This is a genomic window from Bradyrhizobium sp. CCBAU 51765, assembly GCF_015291725.1.
In the GTDB taxonomy this organism is placed as follows: Bacteria; Pseudomonadota; Alphaproteobacteria; order Rhizobiales; family Xanthobacteraceae; genus Bradyrhizobium; species Bradyrhizobium liaoningense.
This window is the reverse complement of sequence record NZ_CP030038.1, coordinates 8,061,293-8,080,447: the sequence shown is the minus strand read 5'-3', so window position 1 is coordinate 8,080,447 and position 19,155 is coordinate 8,061,293. Positions and strand designations below refer to the sequence as shown.

The 19,155-nt window shown below is 66.1% G+C and carries 20 protein-coding genes and 1 other RNA gene; 10 read left to right on the top strand and 11 right to left on the bottom strand.

The genetic code is table 11. The annotated features are described in order from the left end of the window. Positions 1-159 precede the first annotated feature (159 nt). The 3 genes from hrpB (at position 160) to XH96_RS37485 (ending at position 4,966) form a co-directional block, all read left to right on the top strand. Positions 160-2,634: an ATP-dependent helicase HrpB gene (gene hrpB / locus XH96_RS37495; protein ID WP_194390272.1), complete on the top strand. Its 2,475-nt coding sequence runs from the start codon at positions 160-162 to the stop codon at positions 2,632-2,634. 127 nt (positions 2,635-2,761) lie between these two features. Next, on the top strand, positions 2,762-3,274 hold the full coding sequence (locus XH96_RS37490) for a TIGR02281 family clan AA aspartic protease (RefSeq protein ID WP_194390271.1): 513 nt from the start codon (positions 2,762-2,764) through the stop codon (positions 3,272-3,274). A gap of 192 nt (positions 3,275-3,466) precedes the next feature. Further along, positions 3,467-4,966, top strand: a complete 1,500-nt coding sequence (locus XH96_RS37485) for a phosphomannomutase/phosphoglucomutase (protein ID WP_194390270.1) — start codon at positions 3,467-3,469, stop codon at positions 4,964-4,966. Positions 4,967-4,978: 12 nt separating this feature from the next. Here the strand turns inward: XH96_RS37485 and XH96_RS37480 are convergent, their stop codons facing one another. The 3 genes from XH96_RS37480 to XH96_RS37470 all read right to left on the bottom strand — a co-directional run bounded on the left by XH96_RS37480 (position 4,979) and on the right by XH96_RS37470 (position 6,435). Next, positions 4,979-5,818, bottom strand: coding sequence for a sterol desaturase family protein (locus XH96_RS37480; RefSeq protein ID WP_194390269.1), 840 nt, complete (start codon positions 5,816-5,818; stop codon positions 4,979-4,981). 9 nt (positions 5,819-5,827) lie between these two features. Then, on the bottom strand, positions 5,828-6,139 hold the full coding sequence (locus tag XH96_RS37475) for a cysteine rich repeat-containing protein (RefSeq protein ID WP_246789889.1): 312 nt from the start codon (positions 6,137-6,139) through the stop codon (positions 5,828-5,830). Positions 6,140-6,213: 74 nt separating this feature from the next. After that, on the bottom strand, positions 6,214-6,435 hold the full coding sequence (locus tag XH96_RS37470) for a hypothetical protein (RefSeq protein ID WP_131871821.1): 222 nt from the start codon (positions 6,433-6,435) through the stop codon (positions 6,214-6,216). A gap of 183 nt (positions 6,436-6,618) precedes the next feature. On the opposite strand from XH96_RS37470, the gene XH96_RS37465 reads away from it, so the two are divergent. Further along, a complete protein-coding gene (locus tag XH96_RS37465; RefSeq protein WP_194390268.1) occupies positions 6,619-7,341 on the top strand; it encodes a response regulator in 723 nt (240 codons plus the stop codon). Next, positions 7,341-8,690 carry a cell wall metabolism sensor histidine kinase WalK gene (locus tag XH96_RS37460; RefSeq protein ID WP_194390267.1) on the top strand — a complete coding sequence of 450 codons (1,350 nt, stop codon included), beginning with the start codon at positions 7,341-7,343 and terminating at the stop codon, positions 8,688-8,690. Before XH96_RS37465 ends, XH96_RS37460 begins: the two co-directional genes overlap by 1 nt. 64 nt (positions 8,691-8,754) lie before the next feature. Here the strand turns inward: XH96_RS37460 and XH96_RS37455 are convergent, their stop codons facing one another. The 8 genes from XH96_RS37455 to XH96_RS37420 all read right to left on the bottom strand — a co-directional run bounded on the left by XH96_RS37455 (position 8,755) and on the right by XH96_RS37420 (position 15,531). Next, the gene (locus XH96_RS37455; RefSeq protein WP_194390266.1) at positions 8,755-9,264 is read right to left on the bottom strand and encodes an Lrp/AsnC family transcriptional regulator; all 510 of its coding nucleotides are present in this window, start codon (positions 9,262-9,264) and stop codon (positions 8,755-8,757) included. A gap of 289 nt (positions 9,265-9,553) precedes the next feature. Continuing rightward, positions 9,554-10,498, bottom strand: a complete 945-nt coding sequence (gene nudC / locus XH96_RS37450) for an NAD(+) diphosphatase (RefSeq protein ID WP_194390265.1) — start codon at positions 10,496-10,498, stop codon at positions 9,554-9,556. A gap of 11 nt (positions 10,499-10,509) precedes the next feature. Next, positions 10,510-10,929 (bottom strand): HIT domain-containing protein, encoded by a 420-nt coding sequence (locus tag XH96_RS37445; protein ID WP_194390264.1) that lies wholly within the window; start codon positions 10,927-10,929, stop codon positions 10,510-10,512. A 279-nt stretch (positions 10,930-11,208) separates the two neighbouring features. Then, on the bottom strand, positions 11,209-12,336 hold the full coding sequence (locus tag XH96_RS37440) for a muconate cycloisomerase family protein (RefSeq protein WP_194390263.1): 1,128 nt from the start codon (positions 12,334-12,336) through the stop codon (positions 11,209-11,211). Further along, positions 12,333-13,088 carry an SDR family NAD(P)-dependent oxidoreductase gene (locus XH96_RS37435; RefSeq protein WP_194390262.1) on the bottom strand — a complete coding sequence of 252 codons (756 nt, stop codon included), beginning with the start codon at positions 13,086-13,088 and terminating at the stop codon, positions 12,333-12,335. The genes XH96_RS37440 and XH96_RS37435 overlap by 4 nt, the downstream gene beginning before the upstream one ends. Then, the gene (locus tag XH96_RS37430) at positions 13,088-13,882 is read right to left on the bottom strand and encodes an amino acid ABC transporter ATP-binding protein (protein ID WP_194390261.1); all 795 of its coding nucleotides are present in this window, start codon (positions 13,880-13,882) and stop codon (positions 13,088-13,090) included. Before XH96_RS37430 ends, XH96_RS37435 begins: the two co-directional genes overlap by 1 nt. Continuing rightward, the gene (locus XH96_RS37425; protein ID WP_194390260.1) at positions 13,879-14,541 is read right to left on the bottom strand and encodes an amino acid ABC transporter permease; all 663 of its coding nucleotides are present in this window, start codon (positions 14,539-14,541) and stop codon (positions 13,879-13,881) included. The genes XH96_RS37430 and XH96_RS37425 overlap by 4 nt, the downstream gene beginning before the upstream one ends. A 144-nt stretch (positions 14,542-14,685) precedes the next feature. Then, a complete protein-coding gene (locus XH96_RS37420) occupies positions 14,686-15,531 on the bottom strand; it encodes a transporter substrate-binding domain-containing protein (protein WP_194390259.1) in 846 nt (281 codons plus the stop codon). Between the two features lie 186 nt (positions 15,532-15,717). On the opposite strand from XH96_RS37420, the gene ffs reads away from it, so the two are divergent. The 5 genes from ffs (at position 15,718) to XH96_RS37395 (ending at position 19,133) form a co-directional block, all read left to right on the top strand. Then, positions 15,718-15,814: signal recognition particle sRNA small type (gene ffs / locus XH96_RS37415), an RNA gene on the top strand. A 94-nt stretch (positions 15,815-15,908) separates the two neighbouring features. Next, positions 15,909-17,720: a DNA polymerase III subunit gamma/tau gene (locus XH96_RS37410; protein ID WP_194390258.1), complete on the top strand. Its 1,812-nt coding sequence runs from the start codon at positions 15,909-15,911 to the stop codon at positions 17,718-17,720. 26 nt (positions 17,721-17,746) lie between these two features. Further along, complete coding sequence (locus tag XH96_RS37405) at positions 17,747-18,067, top strand: YbaB/EbfC family nucleoid-associated protein (RefSeq protein ID WP_028176358.1); 321 nt, start codon at positions 17,747-17,749, stop codon at positions 18,065-18,067. A gap of 1 nt (position 18,068) precedes the next feature. Then, positions 18,069-18,671, top strand: a complete 603-nt coding sequence (gene recR, locus XH96_RS37400) for a recombination mediator RecR (RefSeq protein WP_194390257.1) — start codon at positions 18,069-18,071, stop codon at positions 18,669-18,671. A 27-nt stretch (positions 18,672-18,698) separates the two neighbouring features. Continuing rightward, entirely contained in the window at positions 18,699-19,133 is a 435-nt protein-coding gene (locus XH96_RS37395; protein WP_194390256.1) for a hypothetical protein, read from the top strand. Positions 19,134-19,155 lie beyond the last annotated feature (22 nt).

Here is a 19,155-nt window from a genome sequence, read left to right as displayed (position 1 = left end):
CCGTGCTTGCCGTCTTCGCCTAAGCTTCGCCGGCCAAATGCCTGTAAGCCCGGCGCAGCGTTCGCGGAGTCGGGTCCCGGCCATCCACGTCTTGTTCACTCTCGCCTGAAAGAACGTGGATGTCCGGCGAGAAGGCCGGGCATGATGAGTGGATAGACCTTGCCCCGCAGCTTCGACACGCCCCTCCCGATCGATGCCGTGCTCGACGATTTGTCGCGCACGCTGGAGGCCAACAACGCCGCCGTGCTGGTGGCGCCGCCCGGCGCCGGCAAGACCACGCGCGTGCCGCTGGCGCTGCTCGATGCGCCCTGGGCGAAAGATAAGAAGATCATCGTGCTGGAGCCGCGGCGCATCGCGGCGCGGGCCAGTGCCGATCGCATGGCCAAATCGCTCGGCGAGCGGGCCGGCGAGACCGTCGGCTATCGCGTTCGCTTCGGCTCGAAGATCTCGCGCGCGACGCGCATCGAGGTGGTGACCGAGGGCATCTTCACCCGCCAGATCCTCGACGACCCCGAACTGTCGGGCGTTGCCGCGATCCTCTTCGATGAATTCCACGAGCGCTCGCTCGACGCCGATCTCGGCCTCGCGCTGGCGCGTGATGCGCAAACCGGCCTGCGCGAGGATCTCCGCATCCTCGTGATGTCGGCCACGCTCGACGGCGCGCGCGTGGCCAAATTGCTCGGCGATGCACCCGTCGTCGAAAGCGAGGGCCGTGCCTTTCCGGTCGAGACGCGCTATCTCGGCCGCAAGGCCGATGCGCAGATCGAGCGGCAGATGGCGGATGCGATTGCGTCTGCGTTGCGCGCCGACAGCGGCTCGGTGCTGGCGTTCCTGCCGGGCGCCGCCGAGATCCGACGCACCCAGAACTTTCTCGGCGAGCGCGTGCACGACGCCTCCATCGAGATCGTGCCGCTGTTTGGCGCGCTCGATGCCGCCGTGCAGGACCGCGCCATTGCGCCGGCGCCCAGGGGCTCCCGCAAGGTGGTGCTGGCGACCTCGATCGCCGAGACCTCGCTCACCATCGAGGGCGTGCGCATCGTGGTCGATTCCGGTCTTGCCCGCGTGCCGCGTTACGAGCCCGACATCGGCTTGACCCGGCTCGAGACCGTGCGCGCCTCGCGCGCGGCGGTGAACCAGCGCCGCGGCCGCGCCGGCCGCACCGAGCCCGGTGTCTGCTATCGGCTTTGGGACGAGCCGCAGACCGCCTCGCTTGCAGCCTACACCCAGCCGGAAATCCTCAGCGCCGATCTGTCCTCGCTGGTGCTCGATCTCGCGCAATGGGGCGTCAGCGATCCCGCAGCGCTGTCGTTCCTCGATCCGCCGCCGCAACCCGCCTGGAAGGAGGCGAAGAGCCTGCTGACTGAGCTCAACGCGCTCGATGGCGACGGTCGGATCACCGTGGAAGGCAAGAGCCTGCGTTCGCTGGCACTGCCGCCGCGGCTGGCGCGCATGATCGTGGATTCGCATCGTGCAGGCGGCGGCGAGGCCGCCGCCGAGATCGCCGCCATCATCACCGAGCGCGGGTTAGGGGGCGACAGCGTCGATCTCGAGCACCGGCGCGACCAGTTCCGCCGTGATCGCTCGCCGCGAGCGACGAGCGCGCGCGATCTGGCGCGGCGCTGGGCCTCGCAGGTCGCGGCGTCGGAGAAAGCCGGGCCGCAGGAAGATCTCTCGACCGGCCTGATGCTCGCCTATGCCTTTCCGGACCGTGTCGCGCGCAACCGCGGCAATGGCAGTTTCGTGCTCGCCAACGGCCGCGGCGCTTCCGTCGAGCAGACCTCCTCGCTCGCCCGCGCGCCCTATATCGCGATCGGCGAGATGACGGGGACGGCGGCGAGCGGACGCATCCTGCTCGCCGCGCAAATCACCCAGGACGAGATCGAGCGGCATTTCGCCGAGCATATCGAGACCGCCGATGAGATCTCCTTCGATCGCGGTGCGATGGCGCTGCGCGCGCGGCGCAGGCGCGTGCTGCATGCGATCACGCTGTCCGAGGCGACACTTGCCGTGTCGCCCTCGGAGGAGACCGCGCGCATCCTTGCCGATGGGCTGATCGCCGCTGGCCTCGACCGGCTGCCCTGGTCGAAGACCGCAAAACAATGGCGCGACCGCGTGATGTTCCTGCGCAAGGCCGAGGGCGAGGCCTGGCCCGATCTCTCCGACGACGGGTTGATCGCGCGGCGCGAGGATTGGCTGGTGCCGGCGCTCTACGACAAGATCGCGCTCAAGGACGTCTCAGCGGGCGATCTCTCCGACGCATTGATGGCGTTGCTGCCTTGGGACATGCGCGCGCGGCTCGATCGCGAGGCACCGACCCATTTCGAAGCGCCGACCGGAAGCGCGCTCGCGATCGATTACGAGGCCGAGCAGGGACCGACCATCGCGGTGCGGCTGCAGGAACTGTTCGGTCTCAACACCCATCCCTCGATCGCCGCGGGCAAGGTGCCGCTGGTGCTGGAATTGCTGTCGCCGGCCCAGCGTCCGGTGCAGGTGACGCGGGATCTGCCCGGCTTCTGGCGCGGCAGCTACGCCGCCGTGCGCTCCGACCTGCGCGGCCGTTACCCGCGCCACCCCTGGCCGGACGATCCTGCCAATGCGCTGCCGACCCGGCGGGCAAAGCCGCGCGGGACGTGAAAGTTCGATCGCGCATTAACCGTCCGCTCATGCTTTTCGTCAAAATAGCAGCTCTCTGACCGCGGCTTCGCTCGCCGCCGGGCACGCTGCGTGATGAAATCGAGCTTTCCGGCTCGGAAGTGGTGTGATGCGTAACATTATGATCTTCGCGGCCGTGATGATCGGCCTCGGCACCTTCATGGCCCAGATGGCGGACAAGATGGGCTCCGCCTCCGCCACCTCGGTCCCGCGCACGACGGTGGCCGTTGCTTCCACCGCCCCGGCCGGCGGCCGCAGCCTCAGCATTTCGCGCGACGGCCGCGGTCATTTCCAGACCGAGGGCCGGATCGACGGCCAGCGCATCGGCTTCATGATCGATACCGGCGCCTCCGTCGTTGCGCTGAACGAGACCTCGGCCGCCCGCTTCGGCCTGCGTCCCTCGCGCGGCGAATACACCGCCACCGTCTCCACGGCCAACGGCACCATCAAGGCCGCGCGCACCCGTATCGCCATGCTCGACGTCGGCGGCCTCATCGTGCGCGACGTCGATGCCATGGTGCTGCCGGATGCGGCCTTGTCGGAGAACCTGCTCGGTCTCTCCTTCCTGTCGCGCCTGAGGCGCTTCGAATATTCCAACGGCCAGATGGTGCTGGAGCAGTAGAGCCAGCCCGCACGATCGCGCGACCGTCCATCTCGAGAAAATATCTTTGCTCTGGCCGCCCTCGCGGTAACGTCTCTTCGTTACCAATCTGCCGCAATTATCGGCCATAAGCCTTCAATCCCGCCTTCCGCTGCGGCCGGGCATTCGCTAAGGCTGCAGCAAATCCCGCCCCCCTTTCGCGAGACCGTCTCAATGTTCCCGAAGCCGAAATCCGTACTGTTGCCAAACACCTACGCCTTCGAATCAGAGCCGATGGTGAAGCCGACGGGCTTTCGAGAGTACGACGCGCGCTGGTTGTTCCAGAAGGAAATCAACCTGATGGGTGTGCAGGCGCTCGGCATGGGGCTGGGCGCGCTGATCGCCGAACTCGGCGTCAGGCAGGAGATCGTCACCGGCCACGATTTCCGCGGCTATTCGGCCTCGATCAAATACGCGCTGATCTCCGGTCTGATGGCCGCGGGTTGCAAGGTGCATGACATCGGCCTCGCGGTGACGCCGATGGCCTATTTCGCGCAGTTCGACTTGGATGTGCCCTGCGTCGCCATGGTCACGGCCTCGCATAACGATAATGGCTGGACCGGCGTGAAGATGGGCGCCAACCGCCCGCTGACCTTCGGCCCCGACGAGATGACGCGGCTGAAGGAGATCGTGCTCAACGCGGAGTTCAAGAACAAGGCAGGCGGCTCCTACCAGTTCCACGAGAACTATCCGGCGCGCTACATCGCCGACCTCACCAATCGTCCGAAGCTCAAGCGCAAGCTCAAGGTCGTCGCAGCCTGCGGCAACGGCACCGCCGGCGCGTTCGCGCCGCAGGTGCTGGAAGCGATCGGCTGCGAGGTGATCCCGCTCGATACCGAGCTCGATCACACCTTCCCGAAATACAACCCGAACCCCGAGGACATGGAGATGTTGCACGCGATCCGCGACGCGGTGCTGCATCACAAGGCCGATGTCGGCCTCGGCTTCGACGGCGACGGCGACCGCTGCGGCGTCGTGGACGACACCGGCGAGGAGATCTTCGCCGACAAGGTCGGCGTGATGCTGGCGCGCGACATGTCGGCAATCCACAAGGACGCGCAGTTCATCGTCGACGTGAAATCGACCGGCCTCTTCATCACCGATCCCGTGCTGCAGAAGCAGGGCGCGAAGACCGCCTATTGGAAGACCGGCCATTCCTACATGAAGCGCCGCACCAACGAGACGGGCGCGCTGGCGGGCTTCGAGAAGTCCGGCCATTTCTTCTTCAACAAGCCGTATGGACGCGGCTATGACGACGGCCTGGTCTCGGCGATCGCGATCTGCGACATGCTCGACCGCGCGCCCGGCAAGTCGATGGCTGACCTGAAGAACGCGCTGCCGAAGACCTGGTCGTCGCCGACCATGTCGCCGCATTGCGCCGACGAGGTCAAATACGGCGTCATCGACAAGGTGGTGAAGCACTTCGAGGGCTTGCAGGCGAAGGGCGCCAGGATCGGCGGCCAGGCGATCCGCGATCTCGTCACCGTCAACGGCGTCCGCGTCACGGTCGAGGACGGCAGCTGGGGCCTGGTGCGCGCCTCCTCCAACAAGCCCGAGCTCGTCGTCGTGGTCGAGAGCCCGGTCTCCGAGCAGCGCATGCACGACATGTTCGAGATGGTGAACAGCGTGCTGCGCACGCATCCCGAGGTCGGCGAGTACAACCAGAAGATCTGAGCGCTAACGCGCTCAGCCTCCGGGCGGGCCGAACAGGGTGCGGAGCTTCGCGCCTGCACCCCGTGCCTTCCAGGCGTCGCCCAGCATCGCGATCCATTCGCCGAGCGCAATCCGGATCGGGTTGAAGGATTGCACGCCGCCGACGAGGCCGAACCGGAGCGGCTGGTCGGAGGGATGTTCGGCAAAGGTCCCGAACAGGCGGTCGAACACGATCAGGATGCCGCCGTAGTTCTTGTCGAGGCACGGCTCATTGCAGGCATGGTGCACGCGATGGTGGCTCGGCGTGTTGAGCACCCATTCCAGGATGCCGAGCTTCGGCCCGAACTGGCTGTGGATGAAGAACTGGTAGAGCAGGTTGATGCCGAGCATTGCCACGATCGCGAACGGATGAAATCCGATCAGCGCCAGTGGCAGGAAGAACAGGAAGTTGCCCGAGACGTTTCCGGTCCAGCCGAGCCGGATCGCCGCAGTCAAATTCAGTCGCGTCGCCGAGTGATGCACTGCATGCGTCGCCCACATCCAGCGAATGCGATGCGAGGCGCGATGCTGCCAATAATACAGGAACTCGCTGCCCAGGAATAATCCTGCGAGCGCGAGCGGACCGGTCTGTGCGAAGTCGAACAGGCGGTGCTCGTACAGGAACGCGAACGGCATCGCGAGCATGCCTGCCTCGACCGCGCGCAGCAGGTTCTGTCCGAGGGCCACGCCGAACGAGGCAGCGCTCTCGCGCCAGTCGTGGGTCTCGCGATGGGCAAGCCGGCCGATGCCGTATTCGAGCAGCATCAGGCCGATCGCCGTCGCCAGCACCATGTACCGGAGCGTTGGGTCGAGCAGGAGAGAAGCATAAGCCACGGTGTCCTCCTATTTTGGGGCGGCGCCGGTGGTGACGGCGCTGTCCCTCAGTGCCTGCGCACGGGGCAGGGCTCGTGCGCAGACCGAGGTGAGCTGGCCGGCGTGGGATTGCAGGCAGGCGAGGATGCGCCCGCCGCCCGGCGCGACGTCGCTGCAAAGGCTTTCATAATCGGCGCGGCAGGCCTGCATGGTCGCTCGTGCCTCGCTGCGCATCTGCGGCGTGATCTGGGTTTGCAGCTGGCTCTGGGCGAATGCGGACGTCGAAACGCCGAGCGCGACGATGGCTGCAGTTCGCGACAGGGCACGGAAAATCGATGACACGATGCTGTTCCTTTCTGGTCTGAAGTGATGGACCGTCGCCGCCCGGGGCCGGGTGCGGCGACGGTCCGGCCCGCTCAGCGCGAGATCGTGCCGGAGCGGGTGTAGGTGTTGCCAGCCGGGCCGGTGCGGGTGACGTTGCGCGTGCAGCTTCCGTTGGCGCAGCCGCCGGTCGCGGTGACGCTGGAGGTGCCGCGCGGCCCGCTCGCCGTTGCCGACCGCGTCCAGGCATTGGCGTCGGCCGCCGCGGCGACCGACAGGGTGCCGATGACGAGGGAGGTGAGGAAAAGCTTGGTCATGGTCGTCGTCTCCTTCTGGGGGCTGCCGTGAGCGGGAGCCGTGCGGAGGAGACTGGAGTTGCTGCGTGTGCGGCGCATTGCCGGAACGAAACGATTGTTATGGCTTTGTCCGACCCGTGTAACACTATGTAACAACAGCGCCCGCGCCCTTGCCTGACGCGAGCCGTTGCCCACAATGCAGCCATGAACGCGCAAGCAGCCACGATTCTCATGGTGGAGGACGATCCCGAGATCAGCCGCCTCGTTGCCGACTTCATGCGGCGCGAGGGGTTCGAGGTCGCCTGTGTCCCCGACGGCAAGGCGATGGATTCCATGCTCCAGCGCCTGCGGCCCGACCTCGTCATCCTCGATTTGATGCTGCCGGGCGAGGACGGGCTGTCGATCTGCCGCCGCCTGCGCGCCGACGATGCTATCCCGATCCTGATGCTGACCGCCAAGAGCGACGAGATCGATCGCGTGGTCGGCCTCGAGATGGGCGCGGACGATTACCTGACGAAGCCGTTCGGTCCGCGCGAGCTGCTGGCGCGGGTTCGCGCCATCCTGCGCCGTGCCAACGGGACTCCGGCCAAGCCGCTGGTCCGGCGCTTCGCGTTCGACCGCTTCGTGATCGATCTCGATGCGCGCAGTGTCGAGACGACCGGGGCCGAGGCGCCGGAGCTGCAATTAACCAGCGCCGAGTTCGACCTGCTCGGTTGCTTCGTGCAGCGGCCGCGAAGGGTGCTCACGCGCGACCAGATCCTCGACTGGACCCGCGGACGTTCGGCCGAGCCGTTCGACCGCACCGTCGACATGCTGATCTCGCGGCTGCGCCGCAAGCTCGACGGTGCAAGTCCCGGCTCCAACCTGATCACGACGGTGCGCAACGGCGGCTACCTGTTCACCGCGACCGTCAAGCAGGTGTCGTGATGCTGCGCGTGACGCTTGCCGCGCGGCTGGCGCTGATCGGACTGGTCGGCTTCATCGTGGTGGTTACCGTGCTCGTGGGGATCTTCTACCGCACGACGCTGCAGGAGAACGAGCTCACGCGGCCATCGCCTGCGCGCCTGGATGCGCTTGCAACCTTGCTCGAGGGCACGGTCGGCGACGCACGGCAGGCCGTCCTCGACGCAGTGTCGTCGCCGCAATTCATGGCGCGGATCGTGCCGTCGGGGGCGCCGGTCGACGGCGAGACGCCGGAGCGGCAGCGACAATTGCGCGAGACCTATGCGGCCGGCCTTGCAGGCCGCCCCGTGGAGATTGTGTCGCCGCCCGATCACCGCGCCAGTCGATTGTTTCCCCGCCTCGCGCGGCTGATGGCCAATGCGATCGAATTCCGCATTGGCCTGCGCAACGGCGATCTGCTGGTCATCGATGCCTATACCCGCCTGCCGGTGACCCAGTTCGGGCTGCCGGTGGGTTTCGGCGCGGGCTTGTTCGGCTCGATCGTTGCGCTGCTGGCGCTTTTGGTCATGCAGCGCGAGACGCGGCCGCTGGCGCGGCTCGCCGCCGCCGTCGATCGTGTCGACCTGTCGGCCGATCCGCCGCCGCTGCCGGATGCAAGGCGCAGCGCGCCGGAGATCCGCGCCGTCATCGCCGCCTTCAACCGCTTGCAGGGGCGGCTTGCCGAGATGCTGCGTGCGCGCATGACGCTGGTTGGCGGCATCGCCCACGATGTCAGGACTTTTGCGACACGGTTGCGGCTGCGGGTCGAGCACATTCCCGACGATGCCGAGCGGCGGCGGGCGATCGCCGATATCGACGACATGATCCGCCTGCTCGATGACGCGCTGCTCTCGACGCGGGCGGGTGCGGGCGGTCTGTCACAGGAGATGGTCGAGCTCGCCGCGCTGGTGGCCGTCGAGGTGAACGACCGGCATGCTCAGGGCGCGGCGGTCGATCTGGTCACGGACGAGCGTGCGCGCGACGTCGTCGTCCTCGGCGACCGGCTCGCCCTGCGGCGGGTCTTCGCCAACATCATCGACAACGCACTCGCCTATGGCCATGCCGCGCATGTGCGCACGGCCCTGAAGGACGGTGCCGTCGTCGTGTCGATCGGCGACGAGGGACCCGGAATTCCCGCCGATCAGCGTCAGACCGTGCTCGAGCCGTTCCACCGGCTGGAGAAGTCGCGCAATCGCGCAACCGGCGGCGCCGGTCTTGGTCTCGCCGTCGTCCGCAGCCTGGTCGAGGCCCATGGCGGGACGATCGAGATCGGCGCGGCGCCGGGCGGAGGCACGCGCGTCAGCGTCACCCTGCCGGTATTTCGGCCGGCTTGAAGCGTTCTTGAGCGAAGTGAATACCGGTTCGCGTGAAGAAAACGCGTCAAAATGAGAATCGGCGTCAGGCCGTCACCACCGCGGGAATCGGCAACGCGGTCACCGACTTGATCTTCTCCATCGCGAAGCGCGAGGTGACGTTCTTCAGCGGCACCGCGCTGATCAGCTTCTTGTAGAACACGTCATAGGCCTGCATGTCCGCGACCACGACGCGGAGCATGTAGTCGACGTCGCCGGCCATGCGATAGAACTCCATCACCTCCGGCATGGCGCTGACGGCTTCGGCGAACCGCTTGAGCCAGGCGTCCGAGTGATCGGCGCTCTCGACCGACACGAACACGGAGATGCCGAGGCCGATCTTGTTCTGGTCGACCAGCGCCACGCGCTTGATGATCACGCCGTCGGCCTCCAGGCGCTGGATGCGCTTCCAGCAGGGGGTCGAGGACAGGCCGACGCGGTCGCCGATTTCGGCGACCGACAGGGAGGCATCCTCCTGAAGGACCATCAGGATCTTGCGGTCGATGGCATCGAGGCGGCGGCTGGACTCGGGAACCTGGACAGCGACATCAGTCATTTGAAGAACTTTGTTTCATTTAAGGAGCTGATTCCCCTGATATAGAGAAAATCCTTCCACGACAAGCCTATAATCTTCGCGGCGCAGTGGAACTGCTCTAGGGCCGGTTGAGCAAAAGCTCTTCAGCTTCAATGCGTTGCGGGACGGCAAGGCCGCTGCCATGGCGGGCGCATTTCAGTGCTGCGGCGGCCGCACCGCCTCGCGTGCCCCCTCGCCCTCGGCAAGCCGGAGCGTGAAGGCGCCATGGAGGAGAATGCGCGGCGCGATCCCGGCTATCGATGGTCCCGGCTCAGGTGCTGCTCTTGTCGTGCACCCAGCGCCCGAGCAGATGGTGAGCGATCGCGAAGGGATGCGGGCCGGCGAGTCCGTCGGGATGCGTCCGCGTCAGCATCAGGGCCGCCTCCTCGCGCGTGAACCAGCGCGCGTCTTCCAGCTCCATGCGATCGACGACGATGTCCTCGTTCAGCGCCCGTGCGCTGCAGCCGATCATCAGCGATGACGGATAGGGCCAGGGCTGGGTCATGTAGTACTGCACGTCGGTGCAGCGAATGCCCGACTCTTCCAGGATTTCGCGGCGCACCGCGTCCTCGATGGTCTCGGCCGCCTCAACGAAGCCGGCGAGGCAGGAATACATGCCGGGCGGAAACTGCTTCTGACGGCCGAGCAGGCATTTGTCGCCGGACGCCACCAGCATGATCACGACGGGGTCGGTGCGCGGAAAATGCTCGGCCTTGCAGGCCGGGCAGTCGCGCTTCCAGCCGCCTTCCTTCATCGCGCTCCGCGTGCCGCAATTGGCGCAATAGCCGTGGCGCTGATGCCAGCTCACCATCGACTTCGCCATCGCGATCGCCGACAGTTCCTGTGGCGGAAGCGCCCCCTGCATCGCCATGCCGCGCAACTCGGTTACGGTGTAGTCCTCCCGGCCGACCAGCTTCTCGGCGGCGGCCTGCGATATCCCCATCCCGAACACGGCAGCGCCATCGCGCAGGCCCAAGAAGATCGTGCCGGGATTGGCGCCGCACTTCAGCGCCTCGTCGATCGAGAGCAGCGCGCGCACCGTCTCGCCCTCGCGCTTCACCAGCAGCGAGTCGCGATAGACCACATAGGCGCGCGATGACGGCTTCTGCTCGAGCGCGAACAGCTTCTCGTCGTCGCGGCGCAGATGCGCGGCGCGGTCGAGGATGTTGGTGACGAAGGCCGGCTGTCCCAGCGGAAACGCGTCGAATGCTGACATTTCTCGTTCTTTCAACCCAACCAGATCTTGCGGCGGAGCGCGCTGATGAAATTCTGCACCTCGGTGGCGTCGTGCGCCAGCGGCTGCATCACGCCCCACACCGGCCGCGGCCAGGCCGCGTCACTGGTCCGGCGCGCGATGATGTGGACGTGAAGCTGCGGCACGAGGTTGCCGAGCGCGGCGATGTTGAGCTTGTCGCATCTGGTGATCTCCTTCAGCGCGCGCGAGACACGGGAGATCTCGGTCATCAGCTGCGCCTGCTGCACCTCGTCGAGATCGATGATCTCGACCGCGTCGGCCCGTCGCGGCACCAGCAGCAGCCAGGGATAATGCGCGTCCTTGATGACCAGCACTTTCGACAGCGGCAGATCGCCGATGTCGATGGTGTCCTCTTTCAGGCGGGAGTGCAGCGACCAGGCGGGTTCGGGCATATGCGTTTCCGGATGGCCCGATGGGAGCGGGCTTGTTTGGCCCGACCATACGATAGCGATTCCGATAGGGGAAGGATGGCAACTGCATACACGCTCGTCGTCCCGGACAAGCGCGCCCGAGCGCACGCAGATCCGGGACCTATAACCACAGGGAGTGGATATTGCGCGAGCTGGCAACTCCGAATCTTCGCCAAACTCAATCCTGTGGTTGTGGATCCCGGGTCTGCGCTAACGCTTGCCCGGGACGACGACCGAGTTTCTGGCGGTGCCGGCGGCCCCTCACGCCTCCGCCAGCACTCGGGCATTGGCACGGATCGAGGCCTCGCTGACGCGGATGCCGAGGCCCGGGCCGTCGGGGACCACGACGTGGCCGGCTCGGTTCGCAACGCGCTCTTCCAGCACGTCCTCGGTCAGCACGTGATGCGGCATGTAGAATTCGCAGCCGAGCGAGATGCCGGGCGTTGCCGCGATCAGCTGCGTGCCAGCGGCAAGCCCGATGCCGCCCTCCCACAGCGTGCCGCCATAGCCGGGCAGGCCGGCGATGTCGGCGATCGCCATGATGGCCTGTGCCTCGAACAGGCCGCCAGCCTTCATCAGCTTGATCGAGATGGCGTCGGCCGCCTCGCGGCGCACCACCTCCATCATGTCGCGACGGTCGAAGCAGCTCTCGTCGGCCAGCACTGGCGTTTCCAGCGCCGCGGTGAGCTGAGCCATCACGTCGAGATATTTGCGCGGCACCGGCTGCTCGATGAAGGTTGGCGCGAACTCTTCGACGTCGCGCAGGATCTTGATGGCGCCGAACGGCGCCAGCGCCTGGTTGTAGTCGACGCGCAGATCGACCCTGTCGCCGAATTCATTCCGGATCGCCTCGAGATGCGCGAGGTCCTCGCGATGCGGCTTCACGCCGGTCTTGACCTTGTAGATGACGTTGCCGTCCGGAATCATCGTTCGCATGCGCTCGAGATCGGCGGCGAAATCGGGATCGGCAATCGAGAAGGAAAGCGGGATCGTGTCGCGCACCCGGCCGCCGAGCAGGTCGGCAACCGAAAGTCCCGACGACTTGCCCACGATGTCGAGCAGCGCCATTTCGATCGCGACCTTGGCTTCGGCATGGCCGACCAGCGCGCGGTCCAGCTCGGCCATCAGCGCGCGGATGCGGCGCACGGGTTTGCCGAGCACGATGGGTCGCAGATAGATGTCGATCGCCGAGAACGCCGCCTCGGGCGTGCCGGTGAACACCTCCCACGGCGCGGCCTCGCCCCAGCCGACCACGCCGTCGCTCGACGTCAGCTCGATCAGGACGCGCTTCACCGTACCCTTGACGTTGCCGACGCCCTGCAGGCGCGCCATCTTGATCGGGCTTTCGATCAGGAACAGCCTGAGGCGCTCGATCGTTGCTTCGGTCATGTCAGGCCTCCATTGACGTGCCAGACCTGGCCGGTGACGTAGGATGCTTTGGGGGATGCGAGGAACGCGATGATCTCGGCGACTTCCTCCGGCCGCCCGCGCCGGCGCATCGGGATCAACGCCTCGGTGGCAGCGATCTGCTCGGGCGAGAGCCGGCTCTCGCTGGGCTTGTCCTTGACGATGAGGCCGGGCGCCACCGCATTGACGGTGATGCCGTCGCTGGCGAGTTCGACTGCGGTCAGCCGCACCAGGGCTTCCAGCGCCGAGCGGCTCGCAGCCGTGGCCGCAAACGGCGCGAATTCGGGGCGGATCGCATGTGCCACGAAGGAGGAGACTGCAACGATCCGCGCGTCACGTCCCGCGCGCAGCAGCTGAAGCGCGGCCTCGACCATCCGCGTGAATGCCACCGCCGATTCATCCATCGCTTGGCGAAACTGGTCCGCCGGCGTGCCGATCGCGCTGCCGCGGCGGGCATGGCCACCGACGAGGACCAATCCGTCGAGGCGGCCAAAGGCTGTTTGCGCGGCGGTGATGGCGTCGGTGACGGCCGCTTCCTCGGCGAGATCGCCGAGGCATTTTGCGACGACGGCACCTTTGGCTTCGGCTTCCGCCGCGGCGGCGTCCAGGCCTTCTGCGTTGGAACGCGTGTGCAGCACAAGCCCGATGCCGGGCGCGGCGAGCAGTTTTGCAGTGGCGCGACCGATGCCGCTGGCGGCGCCGGTGACGAGATAGACGCGATTGATTTCGGACATCACGATACTGTATTTGCCGGCGGCAGCGCGCCGGTGCGGTGGAAATGGCTGAGGAAGGCACGTGTCGCGGCCTCCTGGGGATTATCGATCACCTGCCGCGCCGGGCCTTCCTCGACGACGATACCATCGCGCATGAAGACGAGGCGGTCGGCGACCTCGCGGGCGAACGCAATCTCGTGGGTCACGATCACCATGGTCATGCCTTCGGACGCCAGTTGCTGGATCACGTTGAGCACCTCGCCGACCAATTCAGGGTCGAGCGCCGAGGTCGCCTCGTCGAACAGCATGACATCTGGCTCCATGGCGAGCGCCCGCGCGATGGCGACGCGCTGCTTCTGGCCGCCGGACAGCGTCAGCGGATATTGATCTGCCTTTTCGGCGAGGCCGACCTTGGCCAGCTGCGCCCGCGCGAGCCTCTCGGCGTCGGCCTTGGCCATGCGCCGCACCGTGACCGGCCCCTCCATGACGTTCTGCAGCGTCGTCATGTGCGGAAACAGGTTGAAGTGCTGGAACACCATGCCGGTGGTGGCGCGAAATTTTGCCAGAGTCTTCGTATCAGGAAGCTTCGTACCATCACCGAACGCAAACCTCGTATCGCCGACACGAACGCTGCCGCCGTCGGGCACGACCAGCAGATTGATGCAGCGGAGCAGCGTCGACTTGCCGGAACCCGACGGGCCGATCAGCGCCACGACGCCGCCCTTGGCGACGTCGAGATTGATGTTCTTGAGGACCTCGTTGCTGCCGAAGCGCTTGCGCAGAGCCCGGATCTCGATTTTGGACGTCTCGCTCATTCGCCGACCGCCAGTCGCTTCTCGCCGCGGCGAACAAGGATGGTGAGCGGAATCAGGATCGCGGCATAGGCGACCGCAACCGCGGTGTAGGTTTCCAGCGGCCGGTAGCTGTCATGGGCCGCGACCTGGCTCTGATAGACGAGATCGGGGACCGCCAGCACCGAGACCAGCGAGGTGTTCTTGAACTGGATGATCGACTGGTTCATCAGCGCCGGAATCATGCGCTTGATCGCCTGCGGCAGCACGATGCGCCGCATGCTCTGGCTCGGAGTCATGCCGAGTGCGGCGCCGGCTTCCGACTGGCCCTTGTCGATCGAGACGATGCCGCCGCGGATGATCTCCGAATAGAACGAGCCGCCATAGAGCGCCAGCGCCAGCGCCGAGGCGGTAATCGGCGTCATCTCCACACCGGCGAGGATCGGTAGCGCGTAATAGAACCAGATCAGCTGCACCAGGATCGGCGTGCAGCGGAACGCCTCGATGAAGGTGAGGGCGAGAAGGCGCAACGCCTTGAAGCGCGACAGGCTGCCGAACGCTCCCAACAGGCCGAACAGCAATCCGCATACGACGATGACGATGGTGAAGCCGACGGTGACGCCGAGCCCGTTGAGAAAGAGCCAGCGATAGCTCCAGAGGATGCCGAAGTCCCACTGATACATGCGTGCTTTACTCGTACCCGATGTCAGCTCGGAAACTCGTCATGCCCGGGGCTTGTCCCGGGCATCCACGTTCTTGGTGCCGCGGGTAAGACGTGGATGGCCGGGACAAGCCCGGCCATGACGGTGTGGATGCGTCGGGCGCTCTTACAGCGACACGCCCGGCGGAATGTCCGCCTCGGTCACGCCCACCAGCTCCATGTTGGTGATGATCGCGTTGCGGATGAATCCGAGGCCCTTGTTGAAGTCGATCCAGGTGTTGACGTAGTCGCGCCAGGTCTTGTCGGCCTCGCGGCGGAAGCCGGCATTGGACGTGGTGGCGAAGATCGGCGTCGGCAGCACGAGCTGGCCGAGCGAGGGGTTCTTCTTCAGCACGGTCAGCGACAGCATGGTGATCAGGCACTGCGCGTCGACGCGGCCGGTCTGCAGCGCGGCGGTGGCGTCGTCGGCGGTCTTCAGCCGCGTGATCTGCGCCTTTGGCGTCAGGCGGCTGACCACCTGGTCGTGCGAGGAGCCCTGGTCGACCGCGATCTTGATGTCGGGCGAGTTCAATTCCGCCCAGCTCTTCGGCTTGAAGTCCTTCTTGCAGAGGATGGCGAACGCGTTGTTGAAGACCGGCACCGAGAAGTCCACCACCAGCGCGCGCTTCGGGGTCGGATTGAGGCCGAAGAAGATGTCGATCTTGTTGGCCTGCAGGTCGAGCACCGAATTGCCCCAAGTGGTCTCGGTGATCTCGAGCTCGGCCTCCATGTCGTCGGCGAGGCCCTTGGCGATGTCGATGTAGAAGCCCTTCCACTGGCCGGAGGCGAGGTCCTTCATGTAATAGGGCGCGCCGCCGCCGACCGCGCCGATCCGCACCTTCTTGGTCCGGCGGATGCGGGCGAAGGTCGATTCGGTCGGATCGGCTGTCTGGGCCACGGCCGGCGAAGCCAGCGCGGCCGCTGTCACCGCGCCCAATCCGACAATCGATGCAACATCACGACGTGTAACCATTGGGACCAATCGCTTTTCTGGTTGGATGGAGTTCCGGGCAGGCGTTCTTAGCAAGGTGGTCCGCACGGTGAAAGCACAGCCTGTCGGCTAGGCAGGCCGGGAATTGCCCGGATACTGGGCAAACTCGATCTGGTTCAATCCGATACCCGCTTGCTTTCCGCTCCCTTTGGCCCCAAATAGGGACCGGGAGATTGGCGGTGGACGAGCCACTCGCCAACCGGGTCAGGTCCGGAAGGAAGCAGCCCTAACGAGGTCCGGATCGGGTCGCTCGTCAGTCTCCTACCTGTTTTTTCGAGCGAATTGCGCCGGCGGTCGTCCCGCCAGCGCGCTCCTTTCCGCAAGAGCCGGCCAAGAGACATTTCATTGCGGATCGACCGATGACCGACGCTGGCGCCCCTCCCAATCCCGACAGCGCCGGCAACGCGCCCTACCGGGTCCTGGCGCGCAAATACCGCCCTTCCTCTTTTGACGATCTGATCGGCCAGGAGGCGGTGGTCCGCACCGTCTCCAATGCGTTCGAGACCGGGCGCATTCCGCAGGCCTGGATCCTCACCGGCGTCCGCGGTGTCGGCAAGACCACCACGGCGCGCATCCTCGCCCGCGCGCTCAACTACGAGATGCCTGATGGTTCGGTGAAGGGCCCGACCATCCACATGCCGACCCTGGGCGTGCACTGCCAGGCGATCATGGAAAGCCGGCACATGGACGTGCTGGAGATGGACGCCGCCTCGCACACCGGCGTCGACGACGTCCGACAGATCAATGACAGCGTGCGCTATGCCCCCGCCAGCGCCCGCTACAAGGTCTACATCATCGACGAAGTTCATATGCTGTCGACAGCGGCGTTCAACGCCTTCCTGAAGACGCTGGAGGAGCCGCCGGAGCACGCCAAGTTCGTGTTCGCGACGACGGAGATCCGCAAGGTCCCGGTCACCGTGTTGTCGCGCTGCCAGCGCTTCGACCTGCGCCGGGTCGAGGCCGACGTGCTGATGAAGCACCTCGCCAACATTGCAGCCAAGGAGAATGTCGAGATCGAGCCGGAGGCGCTCGGCATCATCGCGCGCGCCGCCGAAGGCTCCGTGCGTGATTCGCTGTCGCTGCTCGACCAGGCGATCGCCCATGCGGCCGGCCAGGTGAAGGCCGACGCGGTCAGGCAGATGCTGGGGCTCGCCGACCGCACCCGCGTCATCGACCTCTTCGATTCGCTGGTGCGCGGCGACATCGCCACGGCATTCAAGGAGTTCCGCGAGCAATACGACGTCGGCGCCGATCCCATCGTCGTGCTCTCGGACCTCGCCGAATTCGTCAATTTCGTCACCCGCGTGAAGATCGTGCCGGCGACCGCCGACAACGTCGCCTATGGCGAGACCGAGCGGGTTCGGGCGCGGGACTTCGCCGCGAAGATCTCGATGCGCGTGCTGTCGCGGATGTGGCAGATGCTGCTCAAGGGCATCACCGAGGTGCAGGCCGCAACGCGCCCCGCAGCCGCGGCGGAAATGGTTCTGGTCCGCATTGCCTATGTCGCCGATCTGCCGACGCCGGACGAAGCGATCAGGATGCTGGAGCAGAACGGCGGCGGCTCCCCAGTCGTGAGCGGCGGCAGTGCGGCACGCAGCGCGCCTTCCGCGCCGGTTGCGTCCGCAGCGCCTGTTCGCATGCCGACCGCCTCGCCCTCTTCGTTCGGCGGTGGCGCGGCCCGGCCGCAGATGGCGGCACCCGCGCCGGATCCGCAAGCCGCGGCACCGCAGCTGCGCGTCACCAGCTTCACCCAGCTCGTCGCGCTCGCCGGGCAGAAGCGCGACATCATGACCAAGAGCGCGCTCGAAGGCGACATGCGCCTCGTCCGCTTCGAGGAGGGCCGGCTGGAAGTCGCGCTCGAGCCCAACGCTTCCAAGACCATGATCTCGGAGCTTGCGAAGAAGTTCGAGCTGTGGACCGGCCGGCGCTGGACTGTGATCGTCTCCAACGAGCAGGGCCAACCGACGCTGCGCTCGGTGAATCAGGCGGCCAAGCAGGAGCATGCCCGTACCGCGGAAGCCGATCCGCGCGTCCAGGAGGTGCTGTCGCGCTTCCCCGGAGCAAAGGTCGTCGAGGTCCGCAGGCTTGCCCCCGAGGCGCCGGAAACCAATATTAACGCCGACTATGGCAGTGACGATCCGCCTGACGGTTCCGATGGCGACGATCTCTGAGCCAATCTTTCAAGGACACGCAACCCATGGCTGATTTTCTCGGCATGATGAAGCAGGCGGCGCAGCTGCAATCCAAGATGCAGGAGATGCAGGAGCAACTCGCCAACGTCGAGGTCGAAGGCATCTCCGGCGGCGGCCTCGTCGCCGTGCGCATGACCGCGAAGATGGACGTGAAGGGCATCAAGATCGATCCCTCGCTGATGAAGGCGGAAGAGCGCGAGGTGCTGGAAGACCTGCTCGTCACCGCGCTCAGCGATGCCCGCCGCAAGGCCGAGACCGCCATGCAGGAGAAGATGCAGGCCCTCACGGGCGGGCTCGGCCTGCCGCCGGGGTTGTTCGGCCAGTAATATGGGCGCTGTCGCGGGTCCTGAGATCGAGCGGCTGGTCCAGCTGCTCGCGCGGCTGCCGGGCCTCGGTCCGCGCTCGGCGCGGCGCGCCGCGCTGCATCTGATCAAGAAGCGCGAAGCGCTGATGATGCCGCTGTCTTCCGCCCTCCAGGTCGCGCTGGACAAGGTCCAGGTCTGCAAGACCTGCGGCAACATCGACACGCAAAATCCCTGCACGGTCTGTACCGATCCGAAGCGCGATCCCTCCATCATCGTCGTCGTCGCCGATGTCGCCGACCTCTGGGCGCTGGAGCGGGCCAATGCCACCCAGGGGCGCTATCACGTGCTGGGCGCGACGTTGTCGCCGCTCGACGGCGTCGGTCCGCAGGATCTCACCATCGATTCGCTGGTGGCACGCGCGCACGATCCGCAGGTGCACGAGATCATCCTGGCGCTGAATGCGACTGTCGACGGCCAGACCACGGCGCACTACATCACCGACCTGCTTCAGGACGCCAATGTGAAGGTGACGCGGCTCGCCCATGGTGTTCCTGTCGGCGGCGAGCTTGATTATCTCGATGAAGGTACGCTATCGGCTGCGATGCGGCAGCGCACCCTGTTCTAGCCATCCAGACTTCACGGAACGGACGACATGACGAAACTTTTCGCCACACGATCGGCTTTGGTCGCGATGATGATGATGCTGGTGACCCCGGCCATGTCCGCGCAGCAGGGCGACGAGATGCCGCCGCCGTCCAAGCCCGGCAAGCCGATCAACACCGGCGACGTGCTCTCAGGCGAGCTGAACGCGATGAAGGTCCGCGACGTCAAGAACGGCAAGCGCGTCGCGACCTACCAGATCACCTCCGAGCCGCGGCGCCTGCCGCCGCCGAACGGGCTGTGCAATCTCGAGACCGGCCCGGAGACCTTCCAGCTCGTCACCTCCAGCGAAGCGCAGACCACGCAGCTGAAATCGTTCGTCGGCAAGGAAATCTCCGTGAAGGTCGACGAGATCGCCTGCGCCAGCGATGCCGGCCAGATGAGCGAGGCCGTGATCACGAAGTGGAGCCTGATCAAGAAGCAGTAAGGGCGTCTGCGCGGCCGCCATT

Excerpts from the sequence above, each read along its gene's own strand:
- XH96_RS37455 (WP_194390266.1), bottom strand. The coding sequence starts at position 9,264 with ATGACTGATGTCGCTGTCCAGGTTCCCGAGTCCAGCCGCCGCCTCGAT.
- XH96_RS37420 (WP_194390259.1), bottom strand. The coding sequence starts at position 15,531 with ATGGTTACACGTCGTGATGTTGCATCGATTGTCGGATTGGGCGCGGTG.
- XH96_RS37465 (WP_194390268.1), top strand. The coding sequence starts at position 6,619 with ATGAACGCGCAAGCAGCCACGATTCTCATGGTGGAGGACGATCCCGAG.
- XH96_RS37410 (WP_194390258.1), top strand. The coding sequence starts at position 15,909 with ATGACCGACGCTGGCGCCCCTCCCAATCCCGACAGCGCCGGCAACGCG.
- XH96_RS37425 (WP_194390260.1), bottom strand. The coding sequence starts at position 14,541 with ATGTATCAGTGGGACTTCGGCATCCTCTGGAGCTATCGCTGGCTCTTT.
- XH96_RS37460 (WP_194390267.1), top strand. The coding sequence starts at position 7,341 with ATGCTGCGCGTGACGCTTGCCGCGCGGCTGGCGCTGATCGGACTGGTC.
- XH96_RS37485 (WP_194390270.1), top strand. The coding sequence starts at position 3,467 with ATGTTCCCGAAGCCGAAATCCGTACTGTTGCCAAACACCTACGCCTTC.
- XH96_RS37445 (WP_194390264.1), bottom strand. The coding sequence starts at position 10,929 with ATGCCCGAACCCGCCTGGTCGCTGCACTCCCGCCTGAAAGAGGACACC.
- XH96_RS37430 (WP_194390261.1), bottom strand. The coding sequence starts at position 13,882 with ATGAGCGAGACGTCCAAAATCGAGATCCGGGCTCTGCGCAAGCGCTTC.
- XH96_RS37395 (WP_194390256.1), top strand. The coding sequence starts at position 18,699 with ATGACGAAACTTTTCGCCACACGATCGGCTTTGGTCGCGATGATGATG.
- XH96_RS37470 (WP_131871821.1), bottom strand. The coding sequence starts at position 6,435 with ATGACCAAGCTTTTCCTCACCTCCCTCGTCATCGGCACCCTGTCGGTC.
- nudC (WP_194390265.1), bottom strand. The coding sequence starts at position 10,498 with ATGTCAGCATTCGACGCGTTTCCGCTGGGACAGCCGGCCTTCGTCACC.
- XH96_RS37405 (WP_028176358.1), top strand. The coding sequence starts at position 17,747 with ATGGCTGATTTTCTCGGCATGATGAAGCAGGCGGCGCAGCTGCAATCC.
- XH96_RS37490 (WP_194390271.1), top strand. The coding sequence starts at position 2,762 with ATGCGTAACATTATGATCTTCGCGGCCGTGATGATCGGCCTCGGCACC.
- recR (WP_194390257.1), top strand. The coding sequence starts at position 18,069 with ATGGGCGCTGTCGCGGGTCCTGAGATCGAGCGGCTGGTCCAGCTGCTC.
- XH96_RS37440 (WP_194390263.1), bottom strand. The coding sequence starts at position 12,336 with ATGACCGAAGCAACGATCGAGCGCCTCAGGCTGTTCCTGATCGAAAGC.
- XH96_RS37435 (WP_194390262.1), bottom strand. The coding sequence starts at position 13,088 with ATGTCCGAAATCAATCGCGTCTATCTCGTCACCGGCGCCGCCAGCGGC.